Source organism: Actinomadura kijaniata, from assembly GCF_014138665.1.
Taxonomy (GTDB): domain Bacteria; phylum Actinomycetota; class Actinomycetes; order Streptosporangiales; family Streptosporangiaceae; genus Spirillospora; species Spirillospora kijaniata.
This window is the reverse complement of the sequence record NZ_JACJIA010000015.1, coordinates 100436-123325: the sequence shown is the minus strand read 5'-3', so window position 1 is coordinate 123325 and position 22890 is coordinate 100436. Positions and strand designations below refer to the sequence as shown.

Here is a 22890-nt window from a genome sequence, read left to right as displayed (position 1 = left end):
GCGACCCACCCAGCAGAAAGCAGGGAACCGTGACTGTCATCGACGTCCACGCCCACGTCTTCCCGCGCCTGACCCGCGCCGAGGGCCGCGTGCTGACCGACGCGGGAGAGCCGTGGCTGCGCGTCAACGGCGACGGCACCGGGATGATGATGAGCGGCGACGAGGAGTACCGGCCCGTCACCGAGGCGCTGTGGGACCCGGCCCGGCGCGTCGCCGACATGGACGCCCTCGGCGTCGACGTGCAGGCGGTGTCCTCGACCCCGCTGATGTTCGGCTACGACGCCGACCCCGCCCGCGCCGCCGACTGGTGCGACCTGGTCAACGACCGCATCCTCGCCTACTGCGCCGCCGCCCCCGACCGGCTGCTGCCGCTGTGCCAGGTGCCGTTGCAGGACACCGGGCGCGCCTGCGAGGTCGCCACCCGCGCCCTGGCCGCCGGGCACCGCGGCGTCCACATCGGCAACCACGTCGGCGACCGCAACCTCGACGACCCCGGCATCGTGGAGTTCCTGGCCCACTGCGCGCGGATCGGCCTGCCGGTCCTGGCCCACCCGTGGGACATGATGGCGGCCGAGCGGATGCGCGGGCACATGCTGCCCTGGCTGGTGGGGATGCCCGCCGAGACCCAGCTCGGCATCCTCGGGCTGATGCTGTCGGGGGCGTTCGAACGGATCCCCGCGTCGCTGCGGCTGTGCTTCTGCCACGGCGGCGGCAGCTTCGCGTTCCTGCTGGGCCGCGCCGACAACGCCTGGCGCAACCGCGACATCGTCCGCGCCGACTCCCCGCGCCCGCCGTCGGAGTACACCGACCGCTTCCACGTCGACTCGGCCGTGTTCGACCCCCGCGCGCTGCGGCTGCTGGTGGAGGTCATGGGCGCCGACCGGGTGATGCTGGGCACCGACTACCCGTTCCCGCTGGGGGAGAAGGAGCCCGGCGCCGTCGTGCGCGCCTGCCCCGAGCTGGACGACGCCGACCGGGCGAAGGTGCTGGGCGGCAACGCCGCGGCGTTCTTCGCGCCCGCCCCCGCCCCGGTCGGCGCGGTGGGGGGCGGGGCGTGACCGCCACCGCCGCGTCCGCCGTCGTGCGGACCGGCGCGGGCCCGGTGCGCGGCGGCCGCGAGAACGGCGTCACCGTCTACCGGGGCGTCCCCTACGCCTCGGTCGCGCGGCGGTTCGCCCCGCCCGCGCCGCCGGCGCCGTGGAACGGGCTGCGCGAGACGCGCGCGTTCGGCCCGCCGGTCCCGCAACGCCCCGGCCACCTGGCGTGGGTGCCCGGCCTGGGGCCGCCGCCCGGCCCGGCCCGCGAGAACCGCCTGACCCTCAACGTCTGGACGCCCGGCCCCGGCACCGGCCCGCACCCGGTGCTGGTGTTCCTGCACGGCGGCGGGTTCGTGTCCGGGTCCGGCGCGCAGCCGATCCACCGCGGCGAGGTCCTGGCCCGCGACCACGGCCTGGTCGTCGTCACCGTCGACCACCGCCTCGGCCTGCTCGGGTTCGGGTACGACGACGAGATCCCCGCCAACCTCGGGCTCCGCGACCAGATCGCCGCGCTGGAGTGGGTGCGCGACACCATCGCCGCGTTCGGCGGCGACCCCGCCCGCGTCACCCTCGCCGGGCACGGCACGGGCGCCACCGCCGCGCTGGCGCTGACGGCGAGCCCGGCCGCGCACGGGCTGTTCCACCGGGCCGCGCTGCTGAGCGCGCTGCCGTACGGGTTCGCCACCGAACGCGGGGCCCGCGTGCGGACCGCCGCGTTCCGCCGCGCCCTCGGCCGCGCGCTGCCCCGCTCGGCCCCGCTGCGCGCGGTGCTGGACGCCGAGGCCAGGGCGGTCGCGGCCCTGCCGCCCGTCGAGGGCGTGCTGCCGGTCGCCCCGGTCGTCGACGGCGAGATCCTGCCGCGCCACCCGATGGACGCCGTCCGCTCCGGCACGGCCGCGCGGGTCCCGCTGCTGGTCGCCACCACCGCCGAGGAGACGCGGCTGTGGGCGGCCGACGACCCCGGGAGCCTGTCGCGGGCCGACGTGCGCACCGAGGTGGTGTTCACCCGGCCCGCCAACGAGCTGGCCCGCTGGCACCGTACGCACGGCTCCCCGGTGCTGCGGGAACTCTTCGAACACCGCTCGCCGCTGGCCCGCCGGGGCGTCCCGCTGGGCGCGGCGCACCTGGTGGACCTGCCGTTCCGGTTCGGGACCCTGCACGACCGGCGCGTGGCGCCGCTCACCGGGACCGGCCCGGAGGCCGTGGCGCTGGCCGGGCGCGCCACGGCGGCGTTCGCCGCGTTCTGCCACGGCGGCGACCACCGCGCGCAGACCGACCACCACAGCGAAACCCACGACCGAAGGGAGGGACGGCCATGCCGGACGCGCAGCGTGTCGCGATCCTAGGATCGGGCAACATCGGCACCGACCTGATGATCAAGGTGATCCGGACCTCGAAGTCCCTCGACATGGCCGTCATGGCGGGCATCGACCCGGACTCCGACGGCCTGGCCCGCGCCCGCCGCCTCGGCGTCGCCACGACCGCCGAGGGCGTCGAGGGCCTGGTGCGGATGCCGGAGTTCGCCGACGTGGCGGTGGTGCTGGACGCCACCTCCGCCCAGGCGCACCGGCACAACGCGAAGGTGCTGGCCCCGCACGGCAAGCGGGTCGTGGACCTGACCCCGGCGGCGATCGGCCCGTACGTGGTGCCGCCGGTCAACCTCGACGAGCACCTGGACGCCCCCAACGTCAACATGGTCACCTGCGGCGGACAGGCCACCGTGCCGATCGTCGCGGCCGTGTCCCGGGTGACCCCGGTCCGCTACGCCGAGATCGTCGCCTCGATCGCCTCTAAGTCGGCCGGGCCCGGCACCCGCGCCAACATCGACGAGTTCACCGAGACCACCTCCCGGGCGCTGGAGGAGGTCGGCGGGGCCGCCCGGGGCAAGGCGATCATCGTCCTGAACCCGGCGGAGCCCCCGCTGATCATGCGGGACACCGTGTACTGCGTGGTCGGCGACTGCGACCACGACCAGGTGCGCGCCTCGGTGGAGAAGATGGTCGCCGAGGTCGCCGCCTACGTCCCGGGCTACCGGCTCAAGCAGCGGGTGCAGATCCGCCCCGTCGCCGACGACGACCCGCTCGCCGGGCTGGCCGGGGGCGGCGGGAACCTGGTCTCGGTCTTCCTGGAGGTCGAGGGCGCGGCCCACTACCTGCCCGCCTACGCCGGGAACCTCGACATCATGACCTCGGCCGCCCTCCGCGTGGCAGAAAGGCTGGCCCTGCGATGACGCACGAGCTGTACGTGCAGGACGTGACCCTGCGGGACGGGATGCACGCCATCCGGCACCGCTACACCGTCGACCAGGTCCGCGAGATCGCCCGGGCGCTCGACGCCGCCGGGGTCGACGCGATCGAGGTCGCCCACGGCGACGGCCTCGCCGGGTCCAGCGTCAACTACGGGCCCGGCGCGCACCTGGACGAGGAGTGGATCGCCGCCGCCGCCGAGGTGATGGAGAACGCCGTCCTCACCACGCTGCTGCTGCCCGGCATCGGCACCATCGCCGAGCTGAGGCGCGCCTACGAGCTGGGCGTGCGCTCGGTGCGCGTGGCCACCCACTGCACCGAGGCCGACATCTCCGCCCAGCACATCGCCACCGCCCGCGAGCTGGGCATGGACGTCGCCGGGTTCCTGATGATGTCGCACATGGCCGACCCGGAGACCCTCGCGGGGCAGGCCAGGCTGATGGAGTCCTACGGCGCGCACTGCGTGTACGTCACCGACTCCGGCGGGCGGCTGACGATGGACGGCGTCCGCGACCGCGTGCGCGCCTACCGCGACGTGCTGGACGACGCGACCGAGATCGGGATCCACGCCCACCACAACCTCGGCCTGGGCGTCGCCAACTCCGTCGTCGCCGTCGAGAACGGCGTGCGCCGCGTGGACGCCTCCCTGGCCGGGATGGGCGCGGGCGCGGGCAACTGCCCGCTGGAGGCGTTCGTCGCGGTCGCCGACCTGATGGGCTGGAAGCACCGCTGCGACGTGTTCGGCCTGATGGACGCGGCCGACGACATCGTGCGCCCGCTCCAGGACCGGCCCGTCCAGGTGGACCGGGAGACCCTGACCCTCGGCTACGCGGGCGTGTACTCCAGCTTCCTGCGGCACGCCGAGGACGCCGCCCGGCGCTACGGCCTGGACACCCGGGACATCCTCGTCGAGGTCGGCCGCCGCGGCATGGTCGGCGGCCAGGAGGACATGATCGTGGACATCGCGCTGGACCTGGTCGAAGGAAAGAACGAGCGATGAGCACCAGAGAGCGGGAGGCCCGGAGCCTCGACGCGAACGACCCGCTGCCGACGCTGCGCGAGGAGTTCCTGATCCCGTCGGCCCCCGGCGGCGACCACGAGGAGTGCGCCTACTTCGCGGGCAACTCCCTGGGCCTCCAGCCGCGCGCCACCGCGGCCCGCGTCGCCGAGGAGCTCCAGGACTGGGCCGAGTACGGGGTGGAGGGCCACACCGACGCCCGCCGCCCCTGGGTGAGCTACCACGAGCTGCTGCGCGAGCCCGCCGCCCGCCTGGTCGGCGCGCTGCCGCACGAGGTCGTGGCGATGAACACCCTCACGGTCAACCTGCACCTGATGATGGCCAGCTTCTACCGGCCCTCCGGCGCGCGGACCCGCATCGTCATCGAGGACACGGCGTTCCCCTCCGACTCCTACGCCGTCGCGAGCCAGGCCGTCCACCACGGCCTGGACCCGGCGGCGGCGGTCGTGCGGCTGCGCCCCCGCGACGGAGAGGAGAACCTGCGCACCGAGGACGTCGTGGCGTTCCTGGAACGCGAGGGCGACACGGTGGCGCTGCTGATGCTCGGCGGCGTCAACTACCTGACCGGCCAGCTCATGGACATGGAGACCCTCACCAAGGCGGGCCACGCCGCCGGGGCGGTGGTCGGCTGGGACCTGGCGCACGCGGCCGGGAACGTCCCGCTGCGCCTGCACGACTGGGACGTGGACTTCGCGGCCTGGTGCACCTACAAGTACCTCAACAGCGGCCCCGGCGCGGTCGCGGGCTGCTTCGTCCACGAACGCCACGTCGGGAACCCGGAGATCCCCCGGCTGTCGGGCTGGTGGGGCACCGACCCGGCGGTCCGCTTCCGCATGGACCCCGAGATCGCCCATCCCGCGTCCGCCGACGCCTGGGCGCTGTCGAACCCGCCGATCCTGTCGCTGGCCCCGGTGCTGGTCTCGCTGGAGATCTTCGACCGGGTCGGCATGGACGCGCTGCGCGCCAAGAGCCTGCGGCTGACCGGCTACCTGGCCGACCGGTTCGCGGAGATCGGCACGATCGAGGTGCTCACGCCGCCGGACCCGGCCGCGCGCGGCACCCAGCTCTCGGTGCGCGTCGCCGACGCCCGCGCGACCGTGACCCGGCTGGCCAGGGAGCACGGCGTGATCGCCGACGCCCGCGAACCCGACGTGATCCGCTTCGCGCCGGTCCCGCTGTACTGCACCTTCCACGACTGCCACCGGGCCGCCGAGGCCCTGGCCGCCGTGACGGCCTGACCCGCGCCACGCGACGGCGGCGCCCCCCCGGTCCCGGGGAGCGCCGCCGTCGCGTTCGGTGATCAGCCGCCGGTCGCGGCGGCGAAGGCCGGCAGGTAGCCCTTGGCGTGGCCCTCCGCCGTGGGGTGGACGTTGCCGCCGTCGATCCACTCGTCGGCGGTGCAGATCTCGTGTCCGGCGAACGCCGGGCGGGCGTCGGCGAACGCGAAGCCGGCGGCGCGGGCGCGGTCGGCGATGACGGCGTTGAGCTGGTCGGACCCGTCGTTGATCAGCTCCCGCTTGGTGGCGTTCATGCCGGCGCAGACGCCGCCCTCCCGGTACAGGTAGGGGTAGCCGAGCACGACGACCCGGGCGCGGGGCGCGCGGGTCCTGATCGCGGTGTAGAGCCCGTCGAGGCGTCCGGGCAGCTCGGTGCGGACGAAGACGGCCGCGTTGCGCAGCGCGTTCTGGCAGGCGGTGGTCGAGAAGTACCGGCAACTGATCATGGTGCTGGCGAAGCCGGAGTCGTTGCCGCCGATGCTGATGCTGACCAGTTCGGTGGTGGAGGTCAGGGCCGGGAGCTGGGCGTTCTGGACGTCGGGGATCCGCGCGCCCCCGCAGGCGACGAACCTGAAGGCGCCCGGGGCGTTGGCCGCGGCCCACCGCGCCGGATAGGCGTTGCGGCTGCGGGTGCACGCGATGTCGGTGTAGTCGCCGGCGCCGGTGCCCGACGAGTAGGAGTCGCCCATGGCGACGTACTCGCGGACCTGCGCGGCGGCGGCCGGAGCGGGCAGCAGGGCGGCGGCGAGCGCCGCGATGGCGACGGGGAGGGCGGGGGACAGGCGCATGAGGCCTCCTTGGGGGGCGGGACGCGCCAGTAAAGCCGGGACCGTGGCACCCCGATACGCCTCGGCGGTCCGAATCGCGGGAGCGCCGTGCGGGACGCGTGCCTGGCAGTGGTTTCGGCGCGACGGGCGCCGGCGGGCCGTTCGACCCGGCGCTCCGGACCCGGCGATGTCACCGATGCCCCCACCGATCGGGCGGTGGCGGGGGGTGGGATGCCGACGGTGCCTCCGCCGCCCCGGTGCGCATCAGAGACCCGTTCTCAGCGGGTGTCGTTCCCGGTCGCGAAGCGGCGGACCAGGTCGGTGCGCGAGGTGATGCCGAGCCGCTCGAAGACGTGCCGCAGATGGTGGTCCACCGTGCGCGGGCTCAGCGACAGCCGGGCCGCCACCTCCTTGTTGGTCGCGCCCTCCGCCACCAGCCGCGCGATCTGGCGCTGGCGGGACGTCAGCACGGCGTCGGTGGCGGCCGGGTCGGGTCCGCCGTCGCCGCCCGCGCGCAGCTCGGCCCGCGCGCGTTCCAGCCAGGGCCCGGCCCGGTGCCGCCGGAACACCTCCGCCGCGTCCCGCAGCTGGACGCGGGCCTCCCCGCGCCGGCGCTCCCGGTTGAGGTGCTCCCCGTACAGCAGCGCGGTCCGGGCCCGTTCCAGCTCCCGGCCGCCGGAGCGGTGCAGCCGCAGGGCCTCCCGGTAGTGCCGGTCGGGGTCGCCGGTGTCCAGCAGGGCCCGGCAGCGCGCCGCCAGCGCGGCGGGCCAGCCCCGGCCGATCTGACCGGCCCACCGGTCGAACGCCGCCGCGGCGCGCTCGGCGCGCTCGCGCCGCCCGGCCCGCACCGCGGCCTCGACATAGGTCGGCACGGCCTCCACCGCGACGCCGGGATGCCCTCCGTCCGGGCGGGTGACCTGGCCGAGCCGCTCGGCGGCCCGCGCCCAGTCGCCCTCGGCCAGGCTCAGCAGCGCCAGCCCCCACAGCCCCAGCGACGACGCCAGGCCCAGGCCGTGCTCGGACGCCTCGTCCACCACGCGGTCGGCGTACCGGCCGCAGGCGCGGGCGTCGCCGGTCAGGCCCGCGGCCAGCATCAGCGTTCCCATCAGGGTGCGGGCGCAGTTGAGCTGCCCGGTCTCGCGGGCGAGCCGCAGCCCCTCCACGGCGGTGCGCGTCGCGGCGGCGGGCCCGCCCAGCCAGCACTCCGGATACGCCTGGTACTGCATGGCGTGCGCCATCGCGGCGGTGTCGCCCGCCGCGCGCGCCAGCGCCACCGCCCGGGACGCCAGCGCGCGGGCGCGCGCGTCGTCGGCGGCGAACAGCGCCCCGTAGGCGCCCCAGGTGAGCAGCTGCGGGTCGGTGATCCGGTCCGCCGTGTCGAGCAGCCGGCGCAGCCGCGGCACCGCCTCGGCGAGGCGCCCCTCGAACGAACCGGCCACGCCCAGCAGGAAGTCGGCGGCGAACCCGATCTCCGCGCGGTCGGGCCCGGGGGCGTCGCCGAGCAGCGCCCGCAGCCGCCGTCCCGCCCGCACCGGCAGCGCGGCGTCGCCCGCGTACAGCCCGGCCTCCCCGGCCGCGACCAGGGCCTTGACCGCGAGCGGCCGGTCGTGCCCGGCGAGGTGCCCGGCGGCCGACAGCAGCGCGTCGAAGGCGTCGGGGGCGGCGGCCTGGCGGAGCGCGATGACGCCCTGGAGGTACTGGAGACGGCCGAGCAGGTCCGGGCCGGCCAGGGGCGTCGCGCGGTCCAGGAGCCGCGCGGCGCGCCGCGGGCGGCCCGCCCGCAGGTCGCAGTCGGCGGCGCCCAGCAACCGGCGCGCGCGGCGCTCCCCGTCCCGGCCCAGCCACGCCGAACGCTCCAGCAGCGCGGCGGCCCGCGCCTGCTCGCCCCGCCGGCGGGCCGCGGTGCCCTGGCGTTCCAGCTCGTCGGCGAGCCCGTCGTCGGCGCCGGGCGCCAGCGCCGCCTCGTGCCAGGTCCGCCGCTCGTCGCCGGTCTCGGCGAACGCCCGCGCCAGCGCCTGGTGCGCCCAGTGCCGTTCGGCCAGGTCGGCCGTCTGGTAGATCACCCGGCCGAGGTCGGGGCGCCGGAAGCGCACGGCGGTGGCCGACAGCGTCACCAGCCCGGCGTCGGCGGCGGGCGCCAGCGCCACCGGGTCGAGCCCGGCCCGGCGCGTGACGTGGACCAGCGCGAGCGGTTCCAGCCGGGGTTCGGCCGCCAGCAGCACCAGCAGGCGGCGGCACCCGGCGGGCAGGCGGCGGAACCGGTCCAGGCGCGCGGCGGTGAGCCGGGGACCGAGCGGCAGCGGATCGGGCAGCAGGGCGGGCTGCCCGAGCTGCGCGGGGCTCAGCGTGCGCAGCAGCTCCAGCAGCGCCAGCGGGTTGCCGTCGGCGGCGTGCGCCAGCACCTCGCGCGTGCCCGGCGCCACCGGCGTCGGGCAGCGTTCGGCGATCAGCCGCAGGCAGTCGCCCTCGTCCAGGCCGCGCAGCGGCAGCACCGGCACGCCCGGCATCAGCGCGGCGGGGTCGCCGTCGGTGGCGGCCAGGACCAGCGCCCGTTCCGCGCCGACGCGGCGGGCGACGAACCCGAGGACCCGCCGGGACTCGGCGTCGATCCACCGCAGGTCGTCCAGCAGGACCAGCAGGGGACGCCGGGCGGCGGCCCGCGTCAGCAGCCCGAGCGTCGCGACGGCGACCCGCAGCCGTTCCCGGGGCGGCGGGGTGCGCCGCCCCAGCACCCGTTCCAGGGCCTGGCGGGCCGCCGGGGGCAGGTGGGGGACCCCCTCGGCCAGCGGCCGCACCAGCCGGTGCACCGCCCCGTAGGTCAGATCCTCCTCCGAGGGGACCCCACCGGCGCGGATCACGCGGAAACCCCCGGCCAGCCGCACGGCGTGCTCCAGCAGCTCGCTCTTGCCGATCCCGGGTTCGCCGGTCAGGACCAGCGCGCCGCCCTCCCCGCCGCGTGCCTGCCCGACCAGTTCGGCGAGCCGGCGGCACTCGCCGCTCCGGCCGATGAGCGCGTGTTCCGTGCGGGGCCTCATGGGACCTCCTCGGGCCGAACGTCGCCTGGAATAACGTTCGGGGACTTCCGCGGACACGGACCCGCCGAGGCGGGCGCCCTCCTGTTCCGCCCCGATATCCGGTTGACGTGGCGAGGACGTCCGGGATGCTGGTCGGATGGACGTTGAGGGCTTCGTGCGCGACGGCTACGCGGTGATCCGCCGGGCGTTCGACGCCGACACCGCCGCGGCGTGCCGCGAGGTGATCTGGTCGGCGCTGGAGTCCCACGGGATCGACCGGGCGGACCGCGGCACGTGGCGGAGCCCCAAGGTCGAGGCCGAGTGCCCGCCGGGAGGTCCGTTCGCCGCCGCGGCGGGCGGCGCGGCCCTCCTCGACGCCGTCGACACGCTGATCGGCCCCGGCCGCCGGGAGGCTCCGATCCCCGCGCACGGCGGGATGCCGGTGCGGTTCCCCTCCCCGGACTGGCCGGGCGACACCGGCTGGCACATCGAGGGCAACCGGTGGGGCGGCGAGGACTACTGGACCGACGTGCGTTCCACCGGGCGCGGCCTGACCGCCTTCTTCCTGTTCTCCGACATCGGCCCCGGCGACGCGCCCACGCGGCTCGTCGCCGGCTCCCACCTGTACATCCCCCCGATCCTGGCCGCCGCCGGCCCGGCCGGGATGAGCGGCGGCGCCGCGGCCCGGCGGCTGCGGCCTTCCGTGCTGCACCGGCCGGTCGCCCACGTCACCGGCCGGGCCGGTGACGTGTACCTGCTGCACCCGTTCATGGTCCACACCGCGACCTGGCCGCACACCGGGACGACACCGCGGATGATGTCCCAGCCGGGCGTCGCCGTTCCCGAAGGCTTCGCCCTGGACGGCGGCGACCCCTCACCCGTCGCCCGGGCGATCGTCCGCGGGCTCGGCTCCGCCCCGGCGTGATGACACCTGCCTTCCGCGCGTTCCCTGGTGGGGGACCAGGCGGCGACGATGCGGAGACGCTGGGGAACGACGGCGGCTCCGGCGAAGAAGCCCACGGCCCCCGGATCATGGTGAAGACCGACCACAGGAAGGTCGCGGCCCCGTGGACACGTTCGAGGTCGGCACCCGCCCATAACGCGCTGTCCACCGGCTCCGCGCGACAGTGGCGGATGGTGACGCCGTTGTGCGGGGACGCTAGCTTGCCGGGCATGCGCATGCTGCATCTCGGGCTGCGGGTCACCGACCTGGAACGCTCGCTCGCCTTCTACACCGCGCTCGGATACGCCGTTCTCGGCAGTGTCCCCGAGACGGAGTTCGGCAGTCTGACCATGCTCAAGCTGCCCGACGACCCGTTCGTCAGCCTCGAACTCGTCCACGACCCGGCGCGTCCGGTCAAGGACACCGGCGCCGTCAACCACCTGGTCGTCCAGGTCGACGACCTCGACGCCACGGTCGCCGACCTCGCGGCCGGGGGCGTCACGGCCGAGCCCCCGGCGGACCTGGGACCGGGCATGCGAACGTCGTGGCTGACCGACCCCGACGGCTACCGGATCGAGCTCGTGCAGTGGCCACCCGGTCACCCCGCCGGTATGACAGCGGCCGACTTCGCCTGACCGTCCGTTGTCCCCCCGATGCGGGACCTGGTTCCACCCGGCGGAAGCGGGTGGTGCCGGTGGGGGACTCGAACCGAACGCACATGCCCGCTCATGATCGGGCACACGTCGGCCGCCGGGCGATGCTCATCCCGGTGCGCGGTCTGCCGGCGAACGAGTTCGGTGACGGGAGCCTCCCCAGCGGTGGCGGGCGCGTCGGACGGAGCTTTGAGGACGAGGGCGGTGTGCTCGGCCGACCGCTTGGCGGTCTTGGAACTCCTGGCCCGGTGTGCGTCGGAGGCGGTGCCGGCAGATGATGGCGGCGGCCAGGGCCGGGAACGCCTCGCGGACGTCACCCTGGTCGGCCCACCCGGTCCGCGAGGCCGCGAGCGGGATGCCGTCGCCATCCCGGATCGCATGGCGCCTGGAGCGAGCCCAGGCACGCCCCGCCCGGGCTCGGACCGGTCGTGGGCCGCCTTGATCGCCCGCGCGTGCGAATGGTCGATCACCATCCACGCCCTGCGGTACGGCCGGTGACGTCCCGTTCGGCCCCTACACCAGGCCGCCGTCGGCGACGAGGTTCTGGCCGGTCAGCCACGCGGCGTCCGGGCTGAGCAGCAGCATGACGACGGCGGCGATGTCAGCGGGCGTGCCCACCCGGCCGAGGGCCGTCATCCGCGCCACTCCGGCCACCGCCTCCGGCGGGGCGCCGGCGCGCAGCATGTCGGTGTCGGTGGGGCCGGGTGACACCGCGTTGACCGTGATCCCGCGCCGCCCCAGTTCCCGGGAGGCGACCCGGGTGAGCTGCTCGATCGCCGCCTTGCTGGCGGCGTACACCGACTCGCCCGCGCTGGGCCAGGCGGTGCCGGTGGAGGAGACGCTCACGATCCGGCCGCCCTCGGTCATCCTGCGCGCCGCCTCCTGCACGGTGAAGAACGCACCACGCACGTTGACCGCCATCACCCGCTCGTACGCCTGGAGGGTCAACCGGTCGATCGGCGTATGGTCGATGACACCCGCGTTGTTCACCAGTGCCGACAGCGGACCCGCGGCCCTGTCGGCGAACACCTCGTCCGCCGTGGCCAGCAGCCGCTTCACCTGGTCCAGATCGGCCGCGTCCGCGCGCACGGCGACGGCCCGCCCGCCGCACCCCCGTTCCACCTGCCGGGCCGCCCGCTCGTCGGCGACGTAGCTGAACACCACCGTGGCGCCGCCGTCGGCCAGCCGCTCGACCACGGCCCGCCCGATCCCGCGCGATCCGCCCGTCACCACTGCCGCATGCATGGATGATCTCCCTTTCGGTTCGAGGAGGCCCCACCATGGCAGCCCTTGCGGAAGCAGGACTTCCGCGAGGTGCGAAATGCTGGACGGCGTGGTCACCAAAGATCCTGCGGCGCGGCTGCTGCGGCTGCTGTCGCTGCTGCAGTCCCGCACCGACTGGCCGGGGCCGGAACTGGCGGACCGGCTCGGCGTCAGCACCAGGACCATCCGCTCCGACATCGAACGGCTCCGCGACCTGGGCTATCCGGTCTCGGCCACCTCCGGCACAGCGGGCGGCTACCGGCTGGGAGCCGGTGCCCGGCTGCCGCCGCTGCTGCTGGACGACGAGGAGGCCGTCGCGGTGGCGATCGGCCTGCGCACTGCGGCGGCCCAGACGGTGGGGGGTATCGAGGAGACATCGCTGCGTGCGCTGGCCAAGCTCGACCAGGTGCTGCCGGCCCGGCTGCGCTCCCGGGTGGCCGCGCTGGCGGCCTCCACGGTGCCTCTGCCCGGGAACGGCCCGGCCGTGGACGCCGACGTGCTGGCCACCCTGGCCGCCGCCTGCCGGGACCGGCGGCGGATACGGTTCGACTATCGCGACCACGGCGGGAACGCCACCCTGCGCGACACCGAGCCGCACCGGCTGGTGGCGACCGGGAGACGCTGGTACCTGGTGGCCTGGGACGTCGACCGCGAGGACTGGCGGACGTTCCGCATCGACCGGCTCGCGCCGCGCACGCCCCCGGGGCCGCCCTTTCCCGGCCGCCGACTGCCGCCGGACGAGGCGATCGATGTCGTGACCAAGGGTGTGGCCTCGACGCTGGGTCCCTGCCGCACGGTCGCGACCGTGCACGCCCCGGCCGCGGTCGTCAGCGACCGGATACCGCCGGTGGCCAGGGTCGAGCACCTCGACGACGAGCGGTGCCTGCTGCACATCGGCGCGGCCACGCCACTGACCCTGGCGGTCTACCTCGCCGCGCTCGGCCTGCCTTTCACCGTGGAGGGGCCGGCCGCGCTGTTGGAGGCGTTGCGGCAGGTGTCGCGGCACTGCGCGGGCGCGGTATGAGCGGGGACGTGTGGCTTCGTGGTCGAGACCGGCGGCGGTGCCGGGCGCCGTGGCCGCGTCCCGGGGCGGTCACGACGCTCAACCGCGCGGCGGATGCGGGCGGTGGTGTTCGAGGCCGTCCGGGACCCGGCCGGTCGCATCGGTCGCGACCGTCGGCGACCGGCGCGTTCAGCGGTGGGCCAGGACGTTGACCACCCGGCCGTCGGGATCGCGGACGAAGAACCGGCGCACTCCCCACTCCTCGTCCCGCAAGGGGTGCACGATCTCCGCGCCGCTCCGGCGCATGACCGCGTAGGCGGCGTCCACATCGTCCACCTCGACGCTCATGTCGGGGGTGACCGGGGCGGTCCTGTCGCCGGTCATCAAGCTGACCTGCGCCGTCGGGGCGGACGGGGAGGCGAGCGTCACGATCCAGCCGAGGTCCATGACCTCCTCCAACCCCAGCAGCCCGTAGAACTCCCGGCTCTCCCGCACGGCCTCTGACCGGACGTTGGGAACGACACGGCGAACGGCCATCGAGAACTCCCATCGGGAAAACGGCGCGGCGGGCCCGCTCCGTGCAGGCCATCGTCGCCCCGGGTCACGTTCGCGTCTTGGACGGATGGGAACTCCGCGGGCCACGGCGGCGCTGACCGGGGATTGGCGCGGCGGTGGTGGAGGGTTGGCCTGGACGCGGGCAGGGGTGGGGCGTGGAGTTCGTGCGGGTGTCGAGGTGGACGGAGGCGCTGGAGGCCAGGGCCGCCTGCCCGCGCGCGGTTCCGGTGTCCGGCGGCACCGACGTGATGGTGGAGCTCAACGCCGGGCGGCTGCGCCCGGCGATGTTGCTGGACCTGGGACCGGTGGCCGAGCTGACCGGGTGGGAGCCGGTGGACGGGTGGCTGCGGGTGGGGGCGGGGGTCACCTACACCCGGTTGATCGAGGAGCTGGGAGCCCGGCTGCCGGGGCTGGCCCAGGCCGCGCGCACCGTCGGCTCCCGGCAGATCCGCAACCGCGGCACCCTGGGCGGCAACCTGGGGACCGCCGCGACCAAGGGCGTGTGCCACCCGGTGCTGCTGGCCTGCGATGCCCGCATCGAGCTGGCCGGGGCCACCGGCGGCACGCGCCTGGTCGAGGCGGACGGCTTCTACCGGGGTGAGCGCCGCACCGCGCTGGCCGACACCGAACTGATCCGTGCGGTGTGGCTGCGCCCGGCGTGCGGGCCGCAGTACTTCGCCAAGGTCGGTGTCCGCAACGCGATGACCACCGCGATCTGCTCGCTGGCCCTGACGGTGGACCACGACCGGCGCCGGGTGGGGGTCGGTATCGGCGCCGCCGGGCCGGTCCCGTCGCGCGCCCGGGCGGCCGAGGAGTTCGCCGCCGCCCACATCGACTGGGGGTGCGGCCCCGACCGTCCCCGGCCCCTGGCGGCGGACGTCGTGCGGCACTTCGCCGATCTGGTGGCCCGGGCCGCCGACCCGGCCGACGACCCCGGCGCCGCCTACCGCCGCCACGCCCTGGCCGTGATCGCCCGCCGCACCCTCACCTGGGCCACCACCCCGTCCGCGCCCCGTCCGGCCGACCACCTGTGGCGACATGGAGGTGAACCATGACCGGCGACGGCGTCACCGCGCAGCGCATGGCCGACGACCAGGCCGACCGGGACGCCCGCGTCCACGCCGACAGCGAGTTCTACGACCTGGACCGGCGACCGGCCCACACCCGGTTCCATCCTCGGGAGTGGCAGGACCTGGAGCCGCTGGGCGGGCGCGCGGTCCTGCACCTGCAATGCCACAACGGCGCCGAGACCCTCGCGTTCGCCCAGCGGGGCGCCCACGTCACCGGCCGGACTTCTCCGCCGCCGGCCTGCGCGAGGCCCGCCGCAACGCCGACGGCCACGGAGCCGACATCGAGTGGGTGTGCGCCGATGTCCACGACGCCCTGGACGCCCTGGCCGGGCGCGCCTTCGACGTGGTGTACACCGGACGCGGGGCCCTGATCTGGCTCCCCGACACGCGCCGCTGGGACGAGATGGTCCGTGCGGTGCCCGGCTGGTGGCGCCTGCCCGACCACCACCTGAAACTCGCGTTGGTGTACGGCGTGGGGGCGAGGCGACCCGCCCGGTAGACATCCTTGGCCTCTGCCCGCCCCGGCGGTCGAGCCGGGGCCACCTCCCGGAAGCCGCCGAGGTGCTCGACGGCGGGAGCCGTCCGGGCCTACGCACGTTGTGTCGTGAGCGGTGCCGCCGGTGGTTTCCGGCGGCACCTCGTCGCTGGTGGCCGCGCCCGCGTGACCACGGCGGGTCACGGTGGCGCACTCCGAGGGCTGTTAGCTCCAGCCCTCGGCGCGCAGCTTGGTGATGTCGGTGAGCTTGCCGGCGTTGCCGGGGTCCTTGGTGGAGAAGATCTGGACGTCGACGTCGCGGGTGTGGCCCTTGAGCAGGATCTCGCCGGTCTTGTTGCTGAGGGTGACCTGCCGCCCGTTCTCGGTGTGGTTCGCGGCGGTCTGCTCCACGAACGCCCCGTCGGGCATCTCGAACATGATCTTCCAGTTCTTGATGTCGAACTCCTCGGGCTGGAGGGTGAATCTCCAGGTGGTGATGGCGCCGTTGACCTCCTTGTTGTATCGGTTGGACCAGCCCGCGGACCAGGTCTTCACGCGCTGGTAGGACACCGCGATCATCTTCTGCGACGGGTCGGGGACGTGGTCGCGCTTGCCGATCACGTAGCTGACCGCGACCGGCGTGCCGCTGGACAGGTCGACCGGGTACCGGCCGCCGGTCGGGATCTCCTTGCCGCCGATGAGCAGCCTGGAGTCGATCGGTGAGCGGTACTGGCCGGTGAAGTCGTAGATCTGCGCGGCATTTCCGTACCGCTCGAAGTGCAGGTGCGCCGCCTGGTTCTCCTGCCAGGGCCCCGACTGCAGCGGCCGGTGGTCGACCAACAGGTGGAGCCCGTCGTTGAAGTGGACCTCCAGTTGCAGGTGCTTGCCGCGCAGCAGCGCGCCCTTGGCGCGGTCCAGGCCGGGCGAGTTGCCCGCCACGAACGTGTAGTCGGTGTTCTCGGCGCCGTTGTAGTACGGCTTGCCGTGGGGACGCAGTTGCAGGTCGTGCTCGGTATGGTTCTCCACCGTCAGGATCGCGGTGGCCACGCCGGTGCCCGCTGCGGGCGCCGTCTGGGTGGTTGGGGTCATGTCTTTCCGCCCTTTCATGGTGAGGGGGGGGTTGACCGACCCTGTTCAGCACTCAACGTAACTGATTGACTACTTGGAGTCAATGGCGTCAATTATCGCCGTTGTGGCATCCGAGCGGGACGCCGCGACGGCCACGGCACCGGCGAAGTGCAGCACCGTGCCGATCGCGGCCGCCACCCCGAGCGGCCGGTAGGCGATCCCGGCCAGCGACCCCAGCGCCCCCGCGAACTTCGCCGCAGCCGGCAGCGGGAGCCAGCACAACGGAACCCCCCAGCTCGGTCAGGGTCGTGGTGACGCCCTTCTCCCTGGCCGGCAGGAGGCCGCCGGAAACGGTCAGCAACGTTCCGGCCGGCACTGCGACGACGACGTAAGCGATGAACATGGTGTTCCTCCGGTCCACTGCGCGGCCGTCGGCCGCGACGGTGTCCACAGGGCTGACCGGAACCGGGTGGAGGGAGACCGCAAGCGAGACCGGCCCCGACAGGACCATGATCTGCGGAGGCCGTCGGCGCCCACACAGGCCGCACGCCCCCGGGAGGCCGTCTTCGACCTTCCCCGGCGGTCACCGGGAGGATCGAAGACGACCTGTGAGGCGTCGCCTCGGTCAGAACGTGGTCACTCCCGGGGCGATCGGGGCGATGGCCACCACGAGGAGGACGACGGGGAGGGGCGCTTCCTTGACGTCGCGGGCGCGCAGGTGCGTCGGCACCGCGCCGGTCGAGTAGAGCGCGACGCCGATCCCCGCCGCCGTCCCGAAGGGGCGGAAGGCGATACCGGCGAGCAGGCCGACCGCCCCGGCGATCTCCAGCGCGGCGAGCCGGGGAACCAGCCGTCCGGGACGCCGATCGCGGTCATGCCCGCGACGGCCCTCTCATCCCGGACGAGCTTGGCGCGTCCGGAGCCGACCAGCACCAGCGACAGCAGGACGGCGACGGCGACGAACACGGGGGTCCCCGCTCAGACGGTGACGGCGAGCTTGCCGAGGGTCCCGTCGGTGAAGTCGGTGATCGCCTGTGCGACCTCGGGCAGCGCGTAGCCGCGGGCGATCGGGACGCGCAGGCGGCCCGCGACCACGTCGGCGGCGAGCCGGGCGAGGGCCTCGGGGGCCGGGTCGGACATGATGGTGGTGGCCTTGACGCCGCGCGCGCCGGCGTCCCGCGGCGCGAAGTGCACGGTGGACGTGAACCGCCCGCCATCGGCGACCAGCCCGGACACGGTCGGGCCGTCACCGGCGAGATGCACGGCCGCGTGGACACCGCCGGGCGCGATCTCCCGGACCCGTGCGGCCAGGCCGGTGCGGTCGACCGTGTGGGCCGCGCCGAGGGCGGTGACGAACGCGGCCTCGGCCCCGGGTTCGGCGGTCGCGATGACGCGGGCCCCGCGGGCCGCCGCGAGCTGCACCGCGAACGCGCCGACACCGCCGGTCGCGCCCGAGATCAGGACGGTCTCGCCCGGGGCGGGGGAGACCGCGTCCACCGCGTTGAGCGCGGCCGTGCCCGCCAGGCCCAGCGCGCCCGCGCGGGTCGCGTCGAGACCCTCGGGGATCCGGGCGACGCCGTAGGCCGCGTTCACCGCGACGTATTCGGCGAAGGCGCCCTGGCCCAGCGTCGGGCGCATCACGACGCCGAACACCGCCTCACCGACGGCCAGGTCGCTCACGCCCTCGCCCACGGCGGCCACCGTTCCGGCGAAGTCCTTGCCGACGACCACCGGGAACTCGTACTCGTACACCCCCTTGAGGAACCCGCCCATCGCCCCGAGGTCGAAGCCGTTGAGCGAGGAGGCGCCGACCCGCACCAGCACCTCGCCGGCTCCCGGCTCGGGAACGGGCAGGTCGGACAGGGCCGGGGCCTTACCGAAGTCGTGGAACGCCACTGCGCGCATGTCTTCTCTCATTCCTTCTCGTCAGGGGAAACGGACGCCTGCCGCCAGGAGGCGCGGAGGACCGCGACGGCGACGGCGAGCTCGGCCTCGTCGCGCGGCGCGTAGAGCATCACGATCGTGTCGGGCCACTGCGGCCGGAGGCTGATCGGATGCCGCTCGGCCCACCCGCCGCCGGTGAGCGCCGCCACCAGCGGCGGCGGCACCGTGAGGTGCAGGAACCCGGCACGATGGATGTGGCCGAACTCGTCGGGGCTCGGATGCAGGAACGCCTCCCACGGGCCGGCCGGCCGGTGCAGCCGCAGGGCCAGCGAGGACGGCTCCGACACCTGGCTCGGCCCGGTGAACACCCCCGGCAGCGACTCGGCCTCGCGGACCAGCGCGGCCCTGATCTCCGGCGGGGAGAACTGGTCGAGCTGGTCGTGCGGGATCTCGCGGCCGGTGGTCGTCGGGCGGGGCCCGGACCGGCGCGGCGGCGCGCCGAGATTCAGGATCATCGGTACCGCACTTTCTGTGCGTTGGTTACGTGTTGTGCGCACCGAGAGTCTGATCGACAATGCCGTCATGACGGAAGAAGGCACTTTGGCCTACGGAACGAACATCGATGTTCGTTCCGCGGCCGGTCCGGTGGGCGCGGCGACCCCGACCTGCCAGTTGCGCGACGTCCTGGACCGGGTGGGGGACAAGTGGAGCGTGCTGGTCATGGCGCTGCTCGGCGACGGCCCGCGACGCTACTCCGAGCTGCAGCGCGGCATCGAGGGGATCTCCCAGCGCATGCTCACGCTGACGTTGCGCAGCCTGGAACGCGACGGCCTGGTGGTGCGCACCGTCACCCCGAGCTCGCCGCCGCGCGTGGACTACTCCCTGACACCGGTCGGCCGGACGCTGTCCACCGAGGTCGGCTCGCTGATCCGCTGGGCGGAGGCCCACCGCGACTACGTGGCGCAGTCACGCCTGCGATACGACGAGCAGTGACAGCCACCGCATCCGGGGGCTTGGTCGCGTTCTCTCCCTCGGACCACACCGGAGGTGGCAGGCGGGGAACTCGGCGCGTCAACGTCGGTGTCACAAACCTCGTGTCGACAAACGCGGAGTGGTCACGCGCTACGGCCGTTCGACCGGCGCTGACGCTTTTCGCTCACCACTCGGTCGGGAGGCCGGAGGCTCCGTGGGTGGGCGCGGTGGTCATGTCCAATACGGCATGGCCTGCTCGGCTGCGCGGCGGATGGCGCTTCCGTCGACGGTGGCGGTGGCGGTGTCGATGCCCAATGCCCGCCAGTCGATGACGAACTCGAAGGGGACGGGCGGGGGAAGCGGCCACAGCCAGAGTCGCCGCTCGCCCTCGTAAAGCCGTTCGCTGCTGCTGGAGGTGGCGTCGGTCTCGGTGAGCAGGGGAGGTTCGGGCCGGTCGGCGGCAGGCCCCCGGCCGTGTGGAACGGTGCCGGCGGTCGTGGCCCCGGTGCCGTCGGGGAAGCGGACGCCGAACCTCAGGTCGCCGTCGTCCGGCGTGCGGGCGGGATCCCCGTCGACCTGGCGGGCCAGGAGATCCTTCCACTCCCGCTCTTCCATCGAGCCTCGCCGGGCGGCCAGGTGCAGGACGAGGGCGCACCCCTCGCGGAAGGCGATCACATGCCGCAACGCGACGACGGCACGGTCGGTCCTGGTGACGAACTGCTGGACCGGTACCGGATGACCCAGGGTCTCGGGGGGCGGTCGATGCCGGGTGGCGACGTCCATGCGCCCCACTTTAATCACCAATAAAAGCCGACAGAGGCCCCTATTACGGCCAAATCACGAGCTGCTTGGGATGATCACCCTATCAGAGCCGTATGTCCCACGGCAGGGCTGTTTGGTCCGGTTAAAACCAGGCCCTATAACCGTTTTGGCCGACCCAAATGACCAAAAATGATCATACCTGACCCTGCTTCCGCTCCCTAGCGTTCAAGTCGTCAGGTGATCAAGGCGGCGCGTCGGGCCCGGGCGTTCGTCCGGATCACTACTGTCATCGGGGAAGGAACACACGTACATGCTCGCGAACCGGAATCTGGCCAGAACCGTCCTGGTGCCCGCCCTCGTGCTGGGGGCGGTCTGCAGCTCCTCGGCGGCCTTCGCCTCCACGGGCGGCCATGCGGCGCCCGTCGCCAAGGACGGCAACGCGGCGCCCGTCGTCAAGCGCGAGATGAAGCGGGGCATGACCCTCGTCCGCTTCGACGCGGCCGTCGCCAAGGCCAACGGATACAAGATCGTCACCTACGCCAACGGTGACCAGCAGTCGGTCCCGATCGCCCGTAACTCCAAGAAGCCCAAGAGCCCGATCCTGCGCCACGGCAAGGGCGTGAAGGCCGCGAACTCCGACTACGACAAGGTCGTGGGCAACTGCGGCACCGCCTGGATCGCGGTCAGGCAGACCGCGCGGAACAAGGTCCAGGTCGGCACCGGCTTCACGGTCTCGTCCCCGGCCATCAGCTACGGCTGGAAGATCAAGCTGAGCGACAGGAACGGCACCTCCGCCCAGTCGGCCGGCGGCGCGCTCGCCGCCCGGACCCAATGGGCCCGCACCTGGAGCAATCTGAACCAGTACGGCTGGACCTTCGACCACGTGGAGAAGGGCGCCGCGCACCTGGCGAACGGCGGCGTCTGCTTCGCCGGCCGGCCGGGCGTCTCGATCAGAGGCCTCGGCTGATGACGCGGCCGTAAGTGAGCATCCCGCGCCCGGCTCGTGAAGCGAGCCGGGCGCGGCCCCAGAGCTTGCCGTTCAACCTACGGAGCGGATCGCCCCTCCTCGCTTGAGGCCAACGGGCCGGAACGATCTCCCGCGCGATGAAGCACTAGAAACGCTTGATGGCGTTGGTGACCTGGCGAAACTCGTGCCGTTCCATGAGGAGGACGGGACCGTCCGGGCTCTTGCTGTCACGAACGGCAACGACACCCGGCACGTTCGCCAGCTCGACGCAGTTGCCGCCCTGCCCGGCGCTGCGTGAAGACTTGCGCCAGCCGAGAGTGCGTAGCTCCATGGCTGAGGCTCCTCGCTGGATCGTGTCGGGTTAGTAGCCCTTGATGGTGGCGGTGATCCGACGGAACTCATGGCGCTCTATGAGAAGCACGGGGCCGTCCGGGCTCTTACTGTCGCGAATGGCCACGACGCCCGGCACGTTCGCGAGCTCGATGCAGTCGCCTTGGTTGTCGCCACTGTGTGACGACTTCCGCCACTGGACAGCGCTCAGGTCCATGCTTGAATCGCCTCTCTGATCGCATCACGCGACATGCTCACGGGCAGCGCCTTTCCTCTTATCTTTATCAGTTTGTCCGCTATGGCGGCAAGGTCCTCCGGAGCATCGGTCGTAATTCCTCTGATCATCGTGTCGATGTAGGCCACCTGGCTTCTATCCTCGAGAAATGCCACCACACAGGCTCCGTCGACCCCAGCGGGCAGGCCATCGTTCATCACGATTTGGATCGTGACGTTGGGGCGCTCGCTCATCTCCAGTAGATACTCAAGCTGTTTGGACATGGCTTCCTTTGAGTTTACGAGATAGTAGAGAACCTCTTTCTTGATGAGTGCGACGAGTTTTGTGGGATTCTCGGCGCGTGTGATGATTTTCTGTCTTTCGATGCGGGCTGCGGCTGACTCGTCATCGGTGAAGAAGGTGCGAGCGTAATCTTCGTGCTGGAGCAGTCCAGGGATGACATTCGGTTGCCATGCCGTCAACTCCACGGCGTCCTTCTCGATTTCTGGCCAGTCGAACCACAGGGGAACGGGATGTCCCTCCCTGTTGAGGTCCTCCCAGAGCTCGATGAGTGCCCCGTTGGTTTCCAGGTAGGCGTCGGCCTGTCTGACGAAGTCGGCGTTGCAGCGCCGGAAGCCGTTCTCGACCTTGGAGACGAACGAGCCGTGCGTGTTGGTGAGCTCGGCGAGCGTCGTCTGTTTGATCTTCTTGGCCTCTCGGGCTCGGCGTAGCTGCGCACCGAACGCTTTGAGCGCAGGGGAGTTCTGGGGGAAGTGACGGCGGGGGGCCATGAAGATCTCCTTGTTGTCAGGCTTTCCGCTTTTTCTTGATCGTTGGACATCTGTAGACAACTTGTCCCGTCAAGTGGCGTTAAGGCCGATCCTAGCGAAGTGTGATGTGCGACACAGTGGAATCGGTGACAGGGGTCGACATGGCGCGAGAAATGATCGAAAAGCCGCCCGTCGCGACGACGGATCCGTCGATGTTGGTGGTCGCTTCGGTGGCGGAGTCGATCAAGAGTGCGCGGGATTTCGCTCGGGGTTGGCTGCGCGCCAAGGGATATGCGGACGAAATGGTCGCGGTCGCCGCTCTCGTCGTCACCGAGCTCGTCACCAACGCCTACAAACACGGCAGTGAGCCCGGTGACGTCATCTCCCTGCGGCTCTACCTGTCGGAGGACGGGCCTGTCGTCGAGGTTCGGGACGGGAGTGACGCCGAGCCGCGGGTGAAGCCGCTGACGCTCGACGCGTTCGCCGGGCGCGGGCTTGCGATCGTCTCCGAACTCACCGCCGCGTGGGGGTTCCGGCGGCTCTCGTCCGGGGGCAAGGCCGTGTACGCCGTTCTGAACGGCGGCGCGCCGTGACGCCCCGGG

General features: G+C 73.3%; 25 protein-coding genes and 1 pseudogene. 13 read left to right on the top strand and 13 right to left on the bottom strand.

Features of this window, described 5'->3' with window-relative positions; all coding sequences use genetic code 11:
• Positions 1-29: 29 nt before the first annotated feature.
• From HNR61_RS39580 to kynU, 5 genes are read left to right on the top strand one after another with little or no spacing between them, the layout of a single operon-like run.
• Positions 30-1058 (top strand): amidohydrolase family protein, encoded by a 1029-nt coding sequence (locus HNR61_RS39580; protein ID WP_067829893.1) that lies wholly within the window; start codon positions 30-32, stop codon positions 1056-1058.
• Complete coding sequence (locus HNR61_RS39575; RefSeq protein WP_182848278.1) at positions 1055-2383, top strand: carboxylesterase family protein; 1329 nt, start codon at positions 1055-1057, stop codon at positions 2381-2383. The genes HNR61_RS39580 and HNR61_RS39575 overlap by 4 nt, the downstream gene beginning before the upstream one ends.
• A complete protein-coding gene (locus tag HNR61_RS39570) occupies positions 2353-3267 on the top strand; it encodes an acetaldehyde dehydrogenase (acetylating) (RefSeq protein ID WP_182848277.1) in 915 nt (304 codons plus the stop codon). The genes HNR61_RS39575 and HNR61_RS39570 overlap by 31 nt, the downstream gene beginning before the upstream one ends.
• Positions 3264-4283: a 4-hydroxy-2-oxovalerate aldolase gene (gene dmpG, locus HNR61_RS39565; protein WP_182848276.1), complete on the top strand. Its 1020-nt coding sequence runs from the start codon at positions 3264-3266 to the stop codon at positions 4281-4283. The genes HNR61_RS39570 and dmpG overlap by 4 nt, the downstream gene beginning before the upstream one ends.
• Complete coding sequence (gene kynU, locus HNR61_RS39560) at positions 4280-5539, top strand: kynureninase (RefSeq protein WP_182848275.1); 1260 nt, start codon at positions 4280-4282, stop codon at positions 5537-5539. Before dmpG ends, kynU begins: the two co-directional genes overlap by 4 nt.
• A gap of 62 nt (positions 5540-5601) precedes the next feature.
• Here the strand turns inward: kynU and HNR61_RS39555 are convergent, their stop codons facing one another.
• Together HNR61_RS39555 and HNR61_RS39550 are read right to left on the bottom strand one after the other, a co-directional pair.
• A complete protein-coding gene (locus HNR61_RS39555; protein ID WP_182848274.1) occupies positions 5602-6366 on the bottom strand; it encodes an SGNH/GDSL hydrolase family protein in 765 nt (254 codons plus the stop codon).
• 257 nt (positions 6367-6623) lie between these two features.
• Positions 6624-9380, bottom strand: coding sequence for a helix-turn-helix transcriptional regulator (locus HNR61_RS39550; protein ID WP_182848273.1), 2757 nt, complete (start codon positions 9378-9380; stop codon positions 6624-6626).
• Positions 9381-9516: 136 nt separating this feature from the next.
• Here HNR61_RS39550 and HNR61_RS39545 point away from each other — a divergent pair, with 136 nt between their 5' ends.
• Both HNR61_RS39545 and HNR61_RS39540 read left to right on the top strand, forming a co-directional pair.
• Positions 9517-10284 carry a phytanoyl-CoA dioxygenase family protein gene (locus HNR61_RS39545; protein ID WP_182848272.1) on the top strand — a complete coding sequence of 256 codons (768 nt, stop codon included), beginning with the start codon at positions 9517-9519 and terminating at the stop codon, positions 10282-10284.
• A 248-nt stretch (positions 10285-10532) separates the two neighbouring features.
• Positions 10533-10937 (top strand): VOC family protein, encoded by a 405-nt coding sequence (locus HNR61_RS39540; protein ID WP_067815383.1) that lies wholly within the window; start codon positions 10533-10535, stop codon positions 10935-10937.
• A 531-nt stretch (positions 10938-11468) separates the two neighbouring features.
• Here HNR61_RS39540 and HNR61_RS39535 read toward each other — a convergent pair.
• Positions 11469-12200 carry an SDR family oxidoreductase gene (locus tag HNR61_RS39535; protein WP_182848271.1) on the bottom strand — a complete coding sequence of 244 codons (732 nt, stop codon included), beginning with the start codon at positions 12198-12200 and terminating at the stop codon, positions 11469-11471.
• Positions 12201-12276: 76 nt separating this feature from the next.
• On the opposite strand from HNR61_RS39535, the gene HNR61_RS39530 reads away from it, so the two are divergent.
• Complete coding sequence (locus HNR61_RS39530) at positions 12277-13242, top strand: helix-turn-helix transcriptional regulator (protein WP_182848270.1); 966 nt, start codon at positions 12277-12279, stop codon at positions 13240-13242.
• Between the two features lie 168 nt (positions 13243-13410).
• On the opposite strand, the gene HNR61_RS39525 is transcribed toward HNR61_RS39530, so the two are convergent.
• A complete protein-coding gene (locus HNR61_RS39525; RefSeq protein WP_182848269.1) occupies positions 13411-13758 on the bottom strand; it encodes a VOC family protein in 348 nt (115 codons plus the stop codon).
• 173 nt (positions 13759-13931) lie between these two features.
• Here HNR61_RS39525 and HNR61_RS39520 point away from each other — a divergent pair, with 173 nt between their 5' ends.
• Together HNR61_RS39520 and HNR61_RS39515 are read left to right on the top strand one after the other, a co-directional pair.
• Positions 13932-14831 carry an FAD binding domain-containing protein gene (locus HNR61_RS39520; RefSeq protein WP_182848268.1) on the top strand — a complete coding sequence of 300 codons (900 nt, stop codon included), beginning with the start codon at positions 13932-13934 and terminating at the stop codon, positions 14829-14831.
• Between the two features lie 304 nt (positions 14832-15135).
• On the top strand, positions 15136-15345 hold the full coding sequence (locus tag HNR61_RS39515; RefSeq protein WP_182848267.1) for a hypothetical protein: 210 nt from the start codon (positions 15136-15138) through the stop codon (positions 15343-15345).
• A 201-nt stretch (positions 15346-15546) separates the two neighbouring features.
• Here the strand turns inward: HNR61_RS39515 and HNR61_RS39510 are convergent, their stop codons facing one another.
• The 5 genes and pseudogenes from HNR61_RS39510 to HNR61_RS39490 all read right to left on the bottom strand — a co-directional run bounded on the left by HNR61_RS39510 (position 15547) and on the right by HNR61_RS39490 (position 18788).
• Complete coding sequence (locus HNR61_RS39510; protein WP_182848266.1) at positions 15547-16410, bottom strand: hypothetical protein; 864 nt, start codon at positions 16408-16410, stop codon at positions 15547-15549.
• Positions 16411-16479: 69 nt separating this feature from the next.
• Positions 16480-16674, bottom strand: a pseudogene (locus HNR61_RS39505) (DoxX family protein); the annotation flags it as partial.
• Between the two features lie 340 nt (positions 16675-17014).
• Positions 17015-17239, bottom strand: coding sequence for a DoxX family protein (locus tag HNR61_RS50590; protein ID WP_182848379.1), 225 nt, complete (start codon positions 17237-17239; stop codon positions 17015-17017).
• Positions 17240-17367: 128 nt separating this feature from the next.
• Complete coding sequence (locus HNR61_RS39495) at positions 17368-18294, bottom strand: NADP-dependent oxidoreductase (protein WP_220510349.1); 927 nt, start codon at positions 18292-18294, stop codon at positions 17368-17370.
• 8 nt (positions 18295-18302) lie between these two features.
• Positions 18303-18788, bottom strand: coding sequence for a luciferase domain-containing protein (locus tag HNR61_RS39490; RefSeq protein ID WP_182848263.1), 486 nt, complete (start codon positions 18786-18788; stop codon positions 18303-18305).
• Between the two features lie 67 nt (positions 18789-18855).
• On the opposite strand from HNR61_RS39490, the gene HNR61_RS39485 reads away from it, so the two are divergent.
• On the top strand, positions 18856-19266 hold the full coding sequence (locus HNR61_RS39485; RefSeq protein WP_182848262.1) for a winged helix-turn-helix transcriptional regulator: 411 nt from the start codon (positions 18856-18858) through the stop codon (positions 19264-19266).
• Between the two features lie 210 nt (positions 19267-19476).
• Here the strand turns inward: HNR61_RS39485 and HNR61_RS39480 are convergent, their stop codons facing one another.
• A complete protein-coding gene (locus HNR61_RS39480; protein ID WP_182848261.1) occupies positions 19477-20028 on the bottom strand; it encodes a hypothetical protein in 552 nt (183 codons plus the stop codon).
• A 289-nt stretch (positions 20029-20317) separates the two neighbouring features.
• Between HNR61_RS39480 and HNR61_RS39475 the strand changes: the two genes are divergently transcribed.
• Positions 20318-20974 (top strand): hypothetical protein, encoded by a 657-nt coding sequence (locus HNR61_RS39475; RefSeq protein WP_182848260.1) that lies wholly within the window; start codon positions 20318-20320, stop codon positions 20972-20974.
• A gap of 145 nt (positions 20975-21119) precedes the next feature.
• Here HNR61_RS39475 and HNR61_RS39470 read toward each other — a convergent pair whose 3' ends face one another.
• The 3 genes from HNR61_RS39470 to HNR61_RS39460 are packed head-to-tail and all read right to left on the bottom strand — an operon-like array spanning position 21120 to position 22309.
• A complete protein-coding gene (locus HNR61_RS39470) occupies positions 21120-21305 on the bottom strand; it encodes a DUF397 domain-containing protein (protein WP_182848259.1) in 186 nt (61 codons plus the stop codon).
• 30 nt (positions 21306-21335) lie between these two features.
• Complete coding sequence (locus HNR61_RS39465; RefSeq protein WP_182848258.1) at positions 21336-21521, bottom strand: DUF397 domain-containing protein; 186 nt, start codon at positions 21519-21521, stop codon at positions 21336-21338.
• The gene (locus HNR61_RS39460) at positions 21512-22309 is read right to left on the bottom strand and encodes a helix-turn-helix domain-containing protein (RefSeq protein WP_182848257.1); all 798 of its coding nucleotides are present in this window, start codon (positions 22307-22309) and stop codon (positions 21512-21514) included. Before HNR61_RS39460 ends, HNR61_RS39465 begins: the two co-directional genes overlap by 10 nt.
• A gap of 125 nt (positions 22310-22434) precedes the next feature.
• Here HNR61_RS39460 and HNR61_RS39455 point away from each other — a divergent pair, with 125 nt between their 5' ends.
• The gene (locus HNR61_RS39455; protein WP_182848256.1) at positions 22435-22881 is read left to right on the top strand and encodes an ATP-binding protein; all 447 of its coding nucleotides are present in this window, start codon (positions 22435-22437) and stop codon (positions 22879-22881) included.
• Positions 22882-22890: the final 9 nt, after the last annotated feature.